The sequence below is a fragment of the Okeania sp. SIO2B3 genome (assembly GCF_010672525.1).
Classification (GTDB): Bacteria; Cyanobacteriota; Cyanobacteriia; order Cyanobacteriales; family Microcoleaceae; genus Okeania.
Genome location: NZ_JAAHGH010000011.1, coordinates 92,350 through 107,864, shown reverse-complemented (window position 1 = coordinate 107,864; position 15,515 = coordinate 92,350). Strand labels below are relative to the sequence as shown.

The 15,515-nt window shown below is 36.6% G+C and carries 12 protein-coding genes; 5 read left to right on the top strand and 7 right to left on the bottom strand.

Annotated features, from left to right (window positions below; all coding sequences use genetic code 11):
- Positions 1-342: 342 nt before the first annotated feature.
- Positions 343-1,074: a DNA repair protein RadC gene (gene radC, locus F6K15_RS12750; RefSeq protein ID WP_202218856.1), complete on the top strand. Its 732-nt coding sequence runs from the start codon at positions 343-345 to the stop codon at positions 1,072-1,074.
- Positions 1,075-1,526: 452 nt separating this feature from the next.
- Here radC and F6K15_RS12745 read toward each other — a convergent pair whose 3' ends face one another.
- The 5 genes from F6K15_RS12745 to F6K15_RS12725 form a co-directional block, all read right to left on the bottom strand.
- A complete protein-coding gene (locus F6K15_RS12745; protein WP_293061296.1) occupies positions 1,527-4,046 on the bottom strand; it encodes an HD family phosphohydrolase in 2,520 nt (839 codons plus the stop codon).
- Positions 4,047-4,076: 30 nt separating this feature from the next.
- The gene (locus F6K15_RS12740) at positions 4,077-5,219 is read right to left on the bottom strand and encodes an ADP-ribosylglycohydrolase family protein (RefSeq protein WP_293061294.1); all 1,143 of its coding nucleotides are present in this window, start codon (positions 5,217-5,219) and stop codon (positions 4,077-4,079) included.
- A gap of 641 nt (positions 5,220-5,860) precedes the next feature.
- Complete coding sequence (gene aroQ, locus F6K15_RS12735; protein ID WP_293061293.1) at positions 5,861-6,307, bottom strand: type II 3-dehydroquinate dehydratase; 447 nt, start codon at positions 6,305-6,307, stop codon at positions 5,861-5,863.
- Positions 6,308-6,335: 28 nt separating this feature from the next.
- Positions 6,336-6,470, bottom strand: coding sequence for a hypothetical protein (locus F6K15_RS12730; RefSeq protein WP_293061291.1), 135 nt, complete (start codon positions 6,468-6,470; stop codon positions 6,336-6,338).
- Positions 6,471-6,760: 290 nt separating this feature from the next.
- Positions 6,761-8,026, bottom strand: coding sequence for a competence/damage-inducible protein A (locus F6K15_RS12725; protein ID WP_293061289.1), 1,266 nt, complete (start codon positions 8,024-8,026; stop codon positions 6,761-6,763).
- A 67-nt stretch (positions 8,027-8,093) separates the two neighbouring features.
- On the opposite strand from F6K15_RS12725, the gene F6K15_RS12720 reads away from it, so the two are divergent.
- The 4 genes from F6K15_RS12720 to F6K15_RS12705 are packed head-to-tail and all read left to right on the top strand — an operon-like array spanning position 8,094 to position 11,657.
- Entirely contained in the window at positions 8,094-8,930 is an 837-nt protein-coding gene (locus F6K15_RS12720; RefSeq protein ID WP_293061288.1) for a lipopolysaccharide assembly protein LapB, read from the top strand.
- Positions 8,931-9,557, top strand: a complete 627-nt coding sequence (locus tag F6K15_RS12715) for a tetratricopeptide repeat protein (protein WP_293061287.1) — start codon at positions 8,931-8,933, stop codon at positions 9,555-9,557.
- A 57-nt stretch (positions 9,558-9,614) separates the two neighbouring features.
- Entirely contained in the window at positions 9,615-10,676 is a 1,062-nt protein-coding gene (locus F6K15_RS12710) for a hypothetical protein (RefSeq protein WP_293061286.1), read from the top strand.
- A gap of 27 nt (positions 10,677-10,703) precedes the next feature.
- On the top strand, positions 10,704-11,657 hold the full coding sequence (locus tag F6K15_RS12705) for a sulfotransferase family 2 domain-containing protein (protein WP_293061284.1): 954 nt from the start codon (positions 10,704-10,706) through the stop codon (positions 11,655-11,657).
- Between the two features lie 335 nt (positions 11,658-11,992).
- Here F6K15_RS12705 and F6K15_RS12700 read toward each other — a convergent pair whose 3' ends face one another.
- Together F6K15_RS12700 and glyA are read right to left on the bottom strand one after the other, a co-directional pair.
- Positions 11,993-13,051: a glycosyltransferase family 4 protein gene (locus F6K15_RS12700; RefSeq protein ID WP_293061389.1), complete on the bottom strand. Its 1,059-nt coding sequence runs from the start codon at positions 13,049-13,051 to the stop codon at positions 11,993-11,995.
- Between the two features lie 755 nt (positions 13,052-13,806).
- Positions 13,807-15,084 (bottom strand): serine hydroxymethyltransferase, encoded by a 1,278-nt coding sequence (glyA, locus tag F6K15_RS12695; protein WP_293061282.1) that lies wholly within the window; start codon positions 15,082-15,084, stop codon positions 13,807-13,809.
- Between the last annotated feature and the right edge of the window lie 431 nt (positions 15,085-15,515).

The window sequence follows — 15,515 nt, the reverse complement described above, 5'->3', positions numbered from 1 at the left end:
ATATTAAATTAATTTTGCACAGGTACTAATAGTTTCCTTGTCACCTGCTGAGATAACTCAGGGATAATCTGGAAGTAAAAATTCTAGATATCCAAAATAATACGGAGTTATATGAAGTTTTTGTTTTGTGTCTAGTTTCTTGGAGTAACTTATGTTATGTTTAGAAATTATCGACCTTAGTTTTTTCATAGTACATAAATGAGTAGTCGATAACCCAGAGTAATTCGGAATATTTAGAGTAATTTGATTTAGTTATACTCCATTTTACTCCAAATTACTGATAGTGTAGCTCCTCTGTTAAGAGGCTAACTAATAACTAATAACTGATAACTGATAACTGAAATGACCTACAGTCTCAGAATTGCAGACTTACCTAGCAATGAACGACCACGAGAAAGATTAATTGCCTCTGGTCCGAAAAGTCTTTCCACTGCAGAATTAATTGCTATTCTCTTAGGTACTGGTCAAGGAAAAGGGAAACTTTCTGCTGTAGGTCTCGGACAATATATACTCAATCAATTAAGTCAACATCAGCGCGACCCTCTCTCAATTCTCCGTAATATTACAGTTCAAGAATTAACTCAAATTCATGGTATTGGTACAGCAAAAGCAACAACTATTCTAGCTGCCATTGAATTAGGAAAAAGAGTATTTCAATCTCGCCCTCCAGAATTAGCTCTTATTGAAAGTCCCCAAGCTGCCGCAGATGCTTTAAGTCAAGATTTAATGTGGCAAACCCAAGAAAAATTTGCCGTTTTACTCTTAGATGTAAATAACCGCTTACTGGGAACTCAGGTAATTACCATCGGTACCGCAACAGAAACATTAGCTCATCCCCGTGAAATTTTTCGAGAAGTGATTCGCCAAGGTGCAACCAGAGTTATTATTTCTCACAATCATCCTTCAGGAAATGTGGAACCAAGTCCCGAAGATATCAACTTAACCAGGCAACTCTTAGCAGGAGCGCAATTTTTAGCCATTCCCCTACTCGACCATATCATTATGGGTAATGGAGAACATTCCAGTCTGCGTCAGACAACTAATTTGTGGGAAGAATACCCTCAAGGAGATTGATATGAGAGAATTCAGAATTTAGAATTGAGAATTGAGAATTGAGAATTCAGGAGAAAATATAGTCATTCCAGTTAAGATTAAGACAAGGGTTTCTTGCCTTGAAAGAGTTTCAGCTGAAAAAGTTTTCCAGTCTTATTCAGAATGACTATAGTAGTGGTCATAATTGAGTATTGATGCTGAATATTTCCCTGAGAATTTGACTATTGGGACTTACACAAAATAAAGGCAGAAAATACGCTCAAATATAGATAGGCAGAGGCTTTTACGTCAAAAAGTCATAAATCCTGAATTAGCAAGGGTTTTAGCCATTTTTAAGGCTTTGACGTAATTCCCTTGTCTAGACTGACTTTGACGCATTTTTCCTACCAAAAAATTTCTAAGTACCACTATAAAAGTCTTCTTCCTTCTTCTTCCTTCTTCTTCCTTCTTCTTCCTTCTTCTTCCTTCTTCCTTCAATTAGAACTAACAACTGACTTTACAGTTTTTACTTGCTTTGGATTCATTGCCGCTTTCGGATAAGCAATACGTTTATGATTGTACTGTTCCCAAACTTGTACAAAAATTTCAGCAATAGTTGACATTTCTGCCCTCGTCAAACCAGAATCAACCAACTGATTATCCTGCCACCTTGCCCGCATAATTTTCTTCACCATCTGTAAAGCATCCTTATGAGTCGCATCCTTGAGCGATCGCAAAGCTGCCTCACAAGAATCTGCTAACATCACAATAGCTGTTTCTTTTGATTGTGGAATTGGTCCTGCATACCGAAACATCTCTTCCTTAACTACCCTTGCTCCCTTCTCAGCTCGTTGTTTAGCTTGATAATAAAAATAAGCAATTAACATTGTACCCTGATGCTCTGGAATAAACGCCCTAATAGCCTTTGGTAATCGGTATCTACGAGCCATTACCAATCCTTCAGTAACGTGCTTTCTGATAATTTCCACACTCACCCATGGATCTTTAATTTCATCATGTTTGTTCGGTCCACCCATTTGATTTTCAATAAATCCTAATGGATCGTGCATTTTACCAATATCGTGATACAAAGTACCAGTTCTCACCAATTCTACATTACAACCAATTGCTCGTGCTCCTGCTTCTGCCAAAGAAGCCACAAACAGAGTATGCTGAAAAGTACCAGGTGCCTCCGATGCCAAACGCTTCAACAGAGGGCGGTTAGGATTAGCCAATTCAGACAAACGAATCGGAGTAATCAAATCAAACAAATGCTCCAAATATGGACTCAAACCCAAAGCAACAATACTCCAAACCAAACCTGCGACTGCTTGCAAACCCACCGGACCTATGATTGCATACCACAATAATCCTGGTGTTGCACGAACAATCAAATTTGTCAACAAATAAACAGTACCTTGAGTTAATCCTATCCCTACACCCAACAATGCTTGTTCTTCACGCGATCGCATCTTTTCAGCTATTAGACTGCCTACAATACCACCAGCAGCACTAGCAAACCAATCTATTTTGTCAACATCCATCCCAATAGGAAGTATAGCAGAAATTAATCCCACCACTGTGACTCCCATAGTTGAACCATAGAAAGTTCCTACCAATAATCCAATAGCTGGTAAACTGCTCCATGGTACTCTCAAGGTAATCAGCAATGGTACGCTCAAACTCAGAAGCAACAAAAGTATATTATCTCTGCGCCTGAAACAAGGTTTAAATTGCCTTTCTACTATAACTACTATACCTACAGCTCCACTGACAATACCTACAAAAACCGCCAAACCATGCCAATTAACCGTACGGCGACTTAAGCCAAAATGATCTAATAACACAAATGCCTTACGGCTAATATTTTTCCCCTTCCTTACAATGACTTCATTCTTTCTAACTTTGTATGTTACTGTTTCAATATCTTGTGCTGCCAGTTCCACCGATTGCTTAGTACCTTCTGGATCTAGAGATAAATTAGCCTCCAAAGCAGCCTTCAAAACATTAATTGCTAAATCTTCCGCCACCACAGGAACTACACCAGTTACTTGTACCTTTAGTGCTTTAACCCATTCCTGCTTAGGTAAATTTGGCGATATTCCTTGAGCAAGCATTCGCTCTTTTACAGTTTTAATACCTAATTGAGTTTTTTGCCAGTCAGTGTCAGACAGTTCTAGTAAAGTAGAATCATATACCTCATAACCTTCGACTTCTTGTTGTTTAGCCAGAGCTTCTATTGCCTCCTCGTAAACATCACGAGCTTTTGATACCTCATCCAAAACTCTGTCATAGTTTTGAAAAAAACTTTTTTTGCGATAAGCTAATAATTCTGAAATTGCTTGTCGATCTTTACTACTAATAACTATAGAATTTTGACTATTTTCTTGATAGTCTGCTAGAATTAATGGCTTACTTAATAATTGATTATTGTCGATCAAATTATTATTGTTACTGACAAATTCTAAAGAGTCAATAGACTCTTTAGTTAATATAGAATCAGCAGTTATTCCTGGTTGAGGTCCAGGAGGTCTTTCTCTTAACTCCTCCTCTACTATTTGTTGAATAGCAACCCATTTTTCTTGGGAAATTTGTCGCAGGTGTCGCTGAGTATTTGTTGATAATATACCTGTATTTACAAATGGGAAATTAACAACTATCTTTCTGACTTGATTACCCAGTGCCAGTATTTCAGCTAACTCTTTGTTAACTTTTTGATTCACTGACTCATTAATCATCAAAACCGTAATATCACCAAGTCTAGCTGATTTGCGCTGCTCTTCAGTAACTTTATTGTCCGGAACTATAGCACCTTCCGGAGCCCGGATAGTTTGAGGAGCAACAGTTCCCTCATCTAACTTTGGCTGACTGTAGTAACGTTGACCTATAGTAGCTGTTAGAGATGCTATTGCCAGCACCACTAAAATTGGTGAAGTTGCCAGAGTAGACCAACTCGATAATTGTTGTTTTTTCTGGGGCTTCAATAATTTCCCAATTAAATGTGTCAGATGCATATTTCTTGATGTCTACACATCATAGAGTTTTCAATATCCACTAGCTTTGTGTGGGCGAGGACGAATTACATTGCTGGCAGCAACTGCTGGCACTATATTTTGTGTCATATTGTTTGGGTCATAAACTCCACACCAAACGGCCCAAAGATTTTTGGCCAACTTCAGAATTTCTGCTTCATTTATTCCCAAAAGTTCTCCTCCCATTTTTTGTCGCCATTCTACAGGAATTCCAGCACTACTGTTATAAGCTCCTGATAAAGTACCTACTATAGTACAGATTTGAGTTGCCCATTTTGTTCTTGCCGCTCGTAATATTGCTAAACTCAGGTCTTCCGGGGTACTGAGGAAACAGTATAAGGCTAAACAGATGGGTATGAAAAAAGCATACGAGATAGAGTTTTCTTGTTGTTCAGAAAATATTTGCTGCCTGGAAAAAGATTTAACATTTTTTGATAACTGAGTTATTGCGGTGTCTAAATTTGCTCCCCGATCTATCAATTGTTTTACTTGTCTTAGTTGCCCTACTAATGGTTCTTTTTCTCCAATATAGTCGATAATTTTGGGTATTATAGTTTGGGGATGTAGTTGTTCTGTAAAAGCTTGGGCTATAAGATATCCAATTACTAAGTTACTTAGATTGATATCTGAGTAATTTTGCCAAACTTTTCCCCATTGCTGTAATTTTTTTTCCAGTTTCAATTCATCTTCGTGATATAGCAAGGTTACTGGCAAGCTTGCTATAACTGCATTACTAGCTGTGGGATAAAATACATCATCTTTATCTATGTAGTGAAGATCGAGCAATTTATTATCAAATATCTCTAGAAATTTTTCTGCTTTTTTTTGAGAATATTTTACCTGATTTGTTTTGCCACTTTGGTCTTTTTTCTTAGTCCAATTATCTTGCCATTCTCCATAAACTTTCTGCCAATCTTCCTGATTAAATTCCTGATTTCTAATTAAGCTATTTGCACAATTAACTGTAATTTCTCCCCATTTTGGCAATCTTTGTTTCTCTAAATCTAACAGGTAAAATTTATGTTTATTTATTGATAATTTATAATTTTTTCGTTCTTTCTCTATTTGTTGATACTCAAAGTAATAACCTAAATGATTTCCTAAAACTGCTCCTAATAAGGCACCTTGAAATTTGATTAATAGAGAATGCTGCATTATTTATTCATTAATTTATCTTTCTTATACACATCCTGAATAAGTAATGAACAGTAGAGTATAGATAGAAGGAAGTTAGGCTAAGTTTTAGATATATTTTCTCAGACTAACTTTTGTTCAAAACCTATTTAGGGTCGTTATATTTAATTTTTTTGATTATCTTTACATATTTAGGGTTTGCGCTTCACTAGTCTTATGAGCAAGGATCGGAGTCAGGAGTCAGGAGAAATGGGAATTATAGAGAAGGTAGTGGGAAGAATTGTCCCTTGATTTTTCTGTCCTTGCCTGCCCAAAATGCTAACTTTTTGAGATTTTTAGACCGAAAAGCTGGCACTTTTTTCTGCTCAAGAAGGCTAAAGCATTGATAGATCAATGCTTTGATAGTTAATCAGCAAGTCCTGTTTATATTATGACTTACTATCAAAATAAATTTTCTGTATACGAAGAATTTAATTCTTGTGATTAGGATGATACTAATGCTATTAATAATAGTATTCTATAACTTGAGTTACATAGTTATTGTCTTAATAATTCATTCAAGCTTACGCTATTTATTAACTATTATTGAATATTGAATAATTTAATTGATATATTTTTTTCTAATATAAAATTTCCAGCCATATTTAGATTTGGGAAATTATTTAACGCATACCTTTTTGAAGATAATTAACTATTGCTTTTAGCCCTAAAATATAGCTTTGTGAACCAAAGCCACTAATCTGACCTACAGCTACTGGTGCTATAAAAGAATGATGTCGAAATTCTTCTCGACGATAAATATTACTGAGATGTACTTCTACCGTGGGAATATTAACCCCAGAAATAGCATCCCTAATGGCAATACTTGTATGAGTATACGCCCCGGCATTAATAACTATGCCTTGGTGTTGCTCACTAGCTGAGTGAATTACATCCACCAAGACACCTTCATTATTAGACTGTAATACAGAGATTTTTATTCCAAGGGCTTCCGCCTCTTGCTCTAACAGTCGATTTATATTATCTAAAGTTTCAGAGCCATATATTCCTGGTTCTCGTAGACCCAGGAGATTCAAATTTGGCCCATGTAAAACTAAAATGCTAAACAAATAATTTAAACGTTGAATGATAGAATTATCAGCGACGAGAGCGGTCGTTGACTGGAATAGGAATGAGTTCTGGTTCTGGTTCTGGTTCTGGACCTAATAAAGAATCAACCAGTCTGCGAGTCCATTCCTTTAATTTTTCTATTAGCTTGTCAATGTAATCCATCAATATTATATTCCCGCTGAATACTCTCACCTTTTATAGTGAGGGGTAAGCGGGGCGGGTTCTGCCGCTTCCCTTTTCATACAAAAGTTTTGAAAGATTTTAACAACTAAGCCACAACACAATAAATATTCATCGTGGCCTTTTGTTTATCGATCTTTACTTTATATATTAACACTATCTTTGCTTTAGGGTTAGATGGCCATCCAGCAACGATTAGTTAAGTTGTCTTAAAAAGTATGTACTTTTGTCCATAAGTTGATTTATTATTGTTATTATAATCAAGTCTTTTATTATTGTGTTTTTCCTACAGATAAATATAATTTTCTTCTCAACAGATCGAGAGCTGTGCAGGCACTCACTCTTCTAATCCAATCTCTACTGCGTAAAGTACCGAAGCGGTATTCAAAACTTTCTACCTCACCAGTTATTTTTGCTATGCCAATATAAACTAAACCCACTGGCTTAGATTCTGTGCCACCTCCAGGTCCAGCAATACCCGTAATACTAATTCCCCAGTTACTTCCTAACTTCTTCACCACCCCATTTGCCATTTGTTTTGCCACTGCATGACTCACAGCACCTTCTGTAGCTAAATCTTCCTGACTAACATCTAACAAAGAAATTTTTACAATATTTTCATAAGCTATAACTCCACCATAAAAATATTGCGAACTACCTGGAGTAGAAGTCAACATACTACCTAGACCTCCACCAGTACAAGATTCGGCCACAGCTAAAGTTTCCCCTCCATCTAACAATAATTTTCCTACTACTGAAGCTATAGAGTCATCATTAATGCCATAACAATCAATTCCTGCAATATCTCGTATTTTTTGTTCTACAGGCAAAATTAATTTATCCGCTAATTCCTGAGACTCAGCACGAGCAGAAATTCGTAATTTTACCTCTCCAAAATTAGCATAGGGAGCAACAGTAGGATTTTTCATTTCCAACAATGGGGCTACTTTTTCTGCCAAAGCTGACTCTGCAATGCCCCAAAATTTTAATGTCCGACTATAGATAGTTTCACCACACCAACCCTGATTCTGCATATAAGGTACAGCAGTTTCTTGCCACATTAATTTCATTTCGGTGGGAACTCCGGGAAAAGTCATTATTGTTACATTCGCCACTGGTTGCCAAATAATTCCTGGAGCACTGCCAATAGGATTAGGCAAAATACTTGCACCCTGGGGAATTAAGGCTTGTTTCCGGTTACTGGCGGTCATGGTGCGACCCCGATGAGCAAATTTTTTGGTAATATCTTCTATGATTTCGGGTCTTTCTATCAGTGGAGTATTAAAATAGTCCGCGATGGTGGCCATAGTTAGATCGTCTGGAGTCGGGCCTAAACCTCCTGTGAAAATTAATATTTGGGAGCGTTGGGTAGCGATCGCTAATACTTGTTTGATTCTTTCTGGATTATCCCCTACTACGGTTTGATAGTAATGAGCTATTCCTAATCTTGCTAGTTCTTGTGCTAAATATTGAGCATTACTATTTAGGATATCTCCTAATAGTAGTTCTGTGCCTACACATATAATTTCTGCAATCATCTAAATAGAAGGTAGTAAGTTTTTGTACGTTATATATCTTTTTTAAATTATCTCAAAATCTAATTAGATGGCTAAACTTATACGTCCAAGTTCCCTGAAAATTGCTAACGAACTATTGCGGGCCAATAAATTAGATGATGCCAAAAGAGAATATCAAAGACTCATCGAATTAATGCCCTATTTCTCCTGGAATTACTATTACTTAGGACAACTGTTTGTCCAACAAGGTAAGTGGTCTGATGTCATAGCCCAATATCGACAGGCGATTAAACTTAATCCTAATTCTGCAAACTTTCATAATAGTTTAGCCGAAGTTTTAATAAAGCAAGGTGAATTAGTTGAAGCTATTAGTTGCTCACAAAAGGCTATTTATCTACAACCATATTCAGCAATTTCTCATCAAACTTTAGCCTTGGCTTATGAAACTAAATCGAATTTTTTGTCTGGTTTCAAGACTTGGCAAAAAATCGTTTCTCTTAATCCAATTCACTTGAGGGCAACTCAAAAAATATCTTGGTTACAAACAGATGTTGCCAGAGATTTTGTTGAGAGTGGGAATAAGTTAAATAAGGAAGGAAAGATAAAGGAGGCTGTTGAGTTTTACCAACAAGCGTTAATTATCAACCCTCAACAACCGATGCCTATTTATCGAACTTGTGGTAATAATTTAATTAGTTTAGGTAGATTTGAGTCAGCAGAAACGGTTTTTCAGCAATTAATAAAAATTTATCCAGAATTACCAGATGGTTATCATGGTTATGCCAGATTAACTCATGGTTTTGCAGATTGGGAGTTGGCATTAAAACGGTGGAAGGAGGCGATTTTTAAGTTTCCCGAAAATATCGGTTTTCAGGTTCAAAAAGGCAATTATTTAATCAATTTGTCTCGGTTTGATGAGGCATAAGTGGTTTTTCAACAGTTAATAGAAAAGTCTCCAAATCAACCTCAAGGTTATGATGGCTATGCCAGATTAACTCATCATTTAGCAGATTTGAATTTGGCTTTATCACGTTGGGAAAATGCTCTGGAAAAGTTTCCTGAAAATATTGGTTTTCAAGCTATAAAAGGTAATGTGCTGATAACTTTATCTCGGTTTTATGAGGCAGAGGCGGTTTTTCAAAGGTTAATAGAAAAGTTTCCAAATCGACCTCAAGGGTATGAGGGTTATGCCAGAGTTGCTAATAGTTTGGCTAATTGGGAATTAGCTTTAGAGCATTGGGAAAATGCTCTGGAAAAGTTTCCTGAAAATATTGGTTTTCAAGCTAGCAAAGGTAATGTGCTGATAACTTTATCTCGGTTTGATGAGGCAGAAGTGGTTTTTCAAAGGTTAATAGAAAAGTTTCCAAATAAACCTCAAGGTTATGATGGTTATGCCAGAGTTGCTAATAGTTTTGTGAATTGGGAATTAGCTTTGGAGCGCTGGGAGAATGCTATTAATCAGTTGCCTCACAATTTTAATTTCTATGTACAGAAAGGGAATGCTTTAATTAATTTATTTAGGTATCGAGAAGCTGAAACTTTGTTTGAGTAATTTATCTCAAAATATCCTCATCAACCTCAAGGTTTTGATGGTTTAGCTAGAGTATCAATGCACGCACAAAAATGGGAATTAGCTTTAGCTCGTTGGCAAACTGCTATAGAAAAATTTCCCAATAATCTTGCGTTTTTAGTTGGTCAAACTAATGCTTATATAGAATTACATGAATTTGATTCAGCTCAAGATTTAGCAGATAGAATATTTTGCCAGTATCCTAACCATTATCAGCAAAAATATGCTATCCAAAAAAATATTGTAGTGCGCCGTTATGCCTGGGAAAGAAGTATCGCTTCTTTAATCAAAGTCGAAGATTATTTTAAATATTTATTGTCTGAATCAGAGGTTTCTCCTATTACTAATCCTTGTCATCAAATACTGTTAGAATCAATAAATAGTTTTGCTCAAACTATAACTAACTATGGTGGTGCGTGGCATCCTTTTACTACGCTTGGTATTATTGGCATAGCTGTTAAAAGATTATTAGATGATTGCCTTTTAGAGGTATCCCCTGGAGAAATATTAGCTTGTACATTTAAAAAGTTAATCACTCAAAAGTTAGGGAATAAAAATTTAGACTTACAGCAAGCAGAAATATTATGTACTGAAGCAAATTTTGGCGCTGCTCTTGATATTTACCTTAATCTAGGAGATGAGATTATAGAGGAATTTATTCCTGACTATCCAGAACACATTGATAGACTTTTTTCTCAAATAATAGAGCATAATGTAACAGCAGCTTTACCAGAAAAATATGGCAGTTTAGAATTAGCAAGGGAAGCGCTAGAAACAGATTTAGTTAATGAAGATTTTGATGGGGATAGTATTTATTCCCAACTGGGTTATTTATTAGTACATATAGGCGAAAGTGAGAAAGGTTTAGCATATTTAAGGAAGGGTGTAGAAATTTATGTTTACAGTCAAAATGCCCAGATAAAATTGGGCTATGCTTTACTCAAGTTAGGCAAAAAAGAGTCGGCACTTGCTAATTATAAACAGGCAGTTAAATTAAATTTAGCCTTAGCTTTGTTAAATGCAACTTTAATAGAATGGGCTAGCTCTAAGTATCAGCAATTAGTTAATAGTGATTATCAAAAATTGGGAATATATCAATAATTTTCAAATTTATTAGTTAAACAAGGTTTGTCAAAAGAAGCTCTGGAAGTTGCTCATAAAGTTAAGACTAGATTTGGTGATGAATATCATAGTAAAAAAATTTTGATATCTATTTTAATTGCTCAAGGAAATAAACAACAAGCGTTAGAATATCATCAGCAGTTATTGAAAGAAAATCCAAAATCTGCCGATAAAAATATGGGTGTTTTGAGAACCTGTAATTCTTGGGAAAAGTTTGAAAATCAAACTTTTTCAACTTTTATTTTGTGCGATAAATTTAAAATTGCCTACACTCTTATTCTCAAGTGCGCTACTCGTACATTATTAGCAACCATATCACATTTAGAGAAGAGTATGGAAGAAGAGTCTCAAAGAATTACTACCCTACAAGACCAACCTCAACCATACCAGTCTCATAAATCGTACATAGTTAATATTGAAGATGTAGCAGCAGATTATTTTAAGTTTGTAGTCGTCAGAGAACCAATTAAGCGTTTTTTATCTGCTGTTTCTAACATAATTTTCTTTCAGAGAGCGGCATTTGAAAACCACCCGTCATTAACTAGCTGTAAATATTTATCTATTACTAAGTTGGGAGTTAATCCTGAAATTAATTGGTTAGTTGAAAACTTAGAATCGTATTTAGAAATATCACAAGTTTGGGAAGGTCATATAAAACCACAACATACCTTCATGGGCAATCAAATAAAAGGATTCGATCGCGTATTTCAAGTAGAGCGTTTAGGAGAATTAGGGGAAAAATTATCAGAAATAACTAGCATTGAAATTAACTTACCCAGACTTAATACTGGAGGCAGAAAAATCTCATTAGCAGAATTGTCAGAGAAATCTATGAAAAAATTAATTGACTTTTATTCTAGAGATTATGAGTTACTAAAAGATTATTATTCTCCAGACAAGATTTGGGATGAATATCAAGCATTGAAGAATAGCAAGCAATACTTAGGGCTTGCTGATTAATTATAAAAGTATTGATATATAAAGGCTTGAGCATTTTTAGGGTCGAAAAAAGTACGCCTGTTTCAGTTGAAAACGCTCAAAAAGCTAGTATTTTGGGCTGACTATGGCAGAACAATCTTGGGACAAAACGCCCGCTCCTACCTCCTCGCTCCCGAGCCATTTCTCCCCTCCTGGGAGGGGGAGGGGCGAGGGGTGGGTTGTCTCCTGTCTCCTGTCTCCTGTCTCCTGTCTCCTGTCTCCTACAAAGAGCAAAAAGACTTTCCATACGCAAACCCTACTTAGCGATCGCCTCTCGTGACATGAAAATAGGCGATCGCTATTTGACTTTTCATCTTTTAAGCTTGTTTATGTTTCCAAACTTTCCAACTGGTATAAATAAGTAAACCTGTAGCACTAAAAGCATAAATTGCGCCACTAGGAATACCAGAAAAAGCCATAGCTAAACTTCCGACCCAAAGTGTTAATGAATAGATAAAAAAAACTGTCAATCTTTGAGATAAACCAGCATCTAATAAACGATGATGAAGATGGCGTTTATCTGCAATAAAAGGAGATTTACCATTTCGTAGACGGTCTAGAATTACAGCAGACATATCAATAATTGGCACTGCTAGTATTAGATATGGCAAAAGAACAGAAGTAACCACAGTAGTTTTTACTAAACCTATTACTCCCACTCCTGCTAAAGTAAATCCTACATAATAAGCTCCTCCATCCCCCATAAATATTTGGGCTGGATTAAAATTATAACGAAGAAAACCTAATGTTCCACCAGCTAAAGCTGCGGCAATTAAAGCTGCTGCTGGTTGATCCATAAATATACTTACAATTAACATCACAAAAGCTGCAATACCAGAAACACCAGCAGCTAACCCATCTACACCATCAATCCAATTAATCGCATTTGCCATCCCCACTAACCAGATAACAGTTACAGGCCAGCTCAGAATATTAATATGTACTAACCCATAAAAAGGAATTGTCAAAAATTCAATTTGTACCCCTACTATCCAAGCCATACTAGCAGCAATAGTTTGCGTGAATAACCGGAATAAGGGAGATAAACCAAACAAATCATCTGCTAAACCAATTAGAAAAAAAGCTAAACCACCAACTGTTACACCCCAGATTTCAAACTCTTTTTCTGGAGGTAAAATATCACCATTAGCATCTATAAATCCTCCTAACCACCAAACCATTAAAAGGGCAATTAGGCTACCAATAAAAATAGAAACTCCTCCCAAACGTACCATTGGCTGTTTATGAATTTTTCGACCGCCTGGACTATCTACAAGTCCAATTTTTAAACCAATTTTGCGGATAATTGGTGTAATCAAAAGTACAACAAAAGTTGAAATTATTAAGGTAATCAAATGGTACAGATAATGAGGTATCTGAAATAATGGGGGGTTAAAAGTTAATAAGAAATTATTAATTTGGTCTAGCATTATTAGGATATTTTGCTACTATATAAAATATAAATAATTGGATATAGTTATAAAAATACTTGAATTTTTGCTCGTAAAACCCTAGTCTAAATTCCATATATAGTGGGCTTAAACTATAGTGCTACGGTAAATATAGTATTTTATGCCGATAAATTAGTCTTTATCTATAATGGTGGAGACATTGTATTGAACGCCTCTACTAATGAATATTGCAATATACAGGTTGGGGATTAAATCTAGTCTTTTAATTTTAATTTGCTAGTAGCTCAAGACTAGAAATCAATCCCAAATTGGAAGTTACCGATTTATGATACTTATGTAGGGCTTGCTGATTAAATCTAAAAGCATTGACATATCAAGACAAGTGCCTTTTTGGGGTAGAATTGCAGTGCGCCTATTTCAGCTCTTCACGCTCATGCATGGAGCGTATTTTAGGCGCATAGTTGGGCAGAACAATCTTGGGACAAAACGCCCGCTCCTACCTCCTCACTCCCGAGCCATTTCTCCTGTCTTCCCCTCCCCTCCTGGGAGGGGCTAGGGGTGGGTTGGGAGGGGTTAGGGGTGGGTTGTCTCCTGTCTCCTACAAAGAGCAAAAAGACTTTCCATACGCAAACCCTATGTATAGTCGCTAAAACTATAGCGCTATACATAAAACCTCAACTTCTGAAAAATCTTCTCCTCAATTGTCCATCCAAAATTATTTAGACTAGACTGGGAACCTTAGCCATGAGATGAGGATAGAGAGGAAAGCGATCGCACAATGATGCTACCCTATCTCGACACGTTTGAGCTACCCCTTCATCTTCTGGATTGAGTAACCGTTCCGCAATAATATTGCCTATTTCAGTAAATTCAGGAGCTTTCATACCTCTTGTGGTCATTGCTGGAGAACCTAGTCGGAGGCCACTGGTGACAAAAGGAGACTGTGGGTCAAAAGGTACAGTATTTTTATTCGTAGTAATATTAACTCCACTCATCAATTTATCTGCCTTTTTCCCTGTCATACTTACTGACCTTAGATCCACCAACATAACGTGATTTTCCGTACCACCAGAAACTATTTTTAATCCGCGTTCTTGCAGTTGGGTTGCTAAGGCGCTAGCATTTTCAATCACTTGACCAGAATAAGCTTTAAATTCTGGCTTCAGAGCTTCTCCGAATGCTACTGCTTTAGCTGCAATAACGTGTTCTAATGGACCCCCTTGAGTTCCGGGAAATACTGACTTGTCCAGTTTTTTTCCTAATTCTGGGTCGCGGGTCAGAATCAAACCGCCTCGTGGTCCCCTTAAGGTTTTGTGGGTAGTAGTTGTGACTACATCACAGTAGGGAATAGGGTTAGGATGATGACCCGTTGCCACCAAACCAGCAATATGAGCAATATCTGCTAATAAATAAGCTCCAACTTCATCAGCGATCGCCCGGAATTTCTCAAAATCAATTATTTGAGAATAGGCGGAATAACCACAAATTAGTAGTTTGGGCTTATGTTGCTTTGCTAGTTCGAGAACTTGGTCATAGTCTATAGTTTCTGTTTCTGGACTTACACCATAATGATGAACATTGAACCATTTACCAGAAATGTTTACTGGGGAACCGTGGGTCAAATGTCCGCCGTGAGATAAGTCCATTCCCATGATGGTGTCCCCTGGTTGTAACAAGGTGAGGAACACGGCAAGGTTGGCCTGGGCACCTGCATGGGGTTGTACATTGGCATGGGCAGCACCAAATAATTGTTTGGCACGGTCTATGGCTATTTGTTCGATTTCGTCTATAAATTCACAACCGCCGTAGTAACGTTTACCTGGGAGACCTTCGGCATATTTGTTGGTGAGTACGGAACCTTGGGCGGCCATTACTGCTGCTGAGGTGAAGTTTTCACTAGCAATTAGTTCTAGGTGGTCTTGTTGCCGTCCGTATTCTTTTTGAATTAGTTCGGCTACTAATGGGTCAGTATCGGCGAGAAAGTTAGCGTTAATCATGTTGTATATTTTTTGGGCTACATTAAAAGTATATGCTCCACAATAGTAGATGGAAATTTATTCTCATCAAAGGTTTGAGACTACTATTGCGTATAGGCAAATAGTAATGAATAATTTTTTAGTTTCTCATTTGCGATAAGTTAGTGATTTTCTCTCTGTGGAGCCTTCGGAGAATTTTGAGAGAATGATAGTAGATGGAAATTTTGTCTCATCAAAGGTTTGAGACTACTATTGCGTATAGGCAAATAGTAATGAATAATTTTTTAGTTTCTCATTTGCGATAAGTTAGTGATTTTCTCTCTGTGGAGCCTTCGGAGAATTTTGAGAGAATGATAGTAGATGGAAATTTTGTCTCATCAAAGGTTTGAGACTACTATTGCGTATAGGCAAATAGTAATGAATAATTTTTTAGTTTCTCATTTGCGATAAGT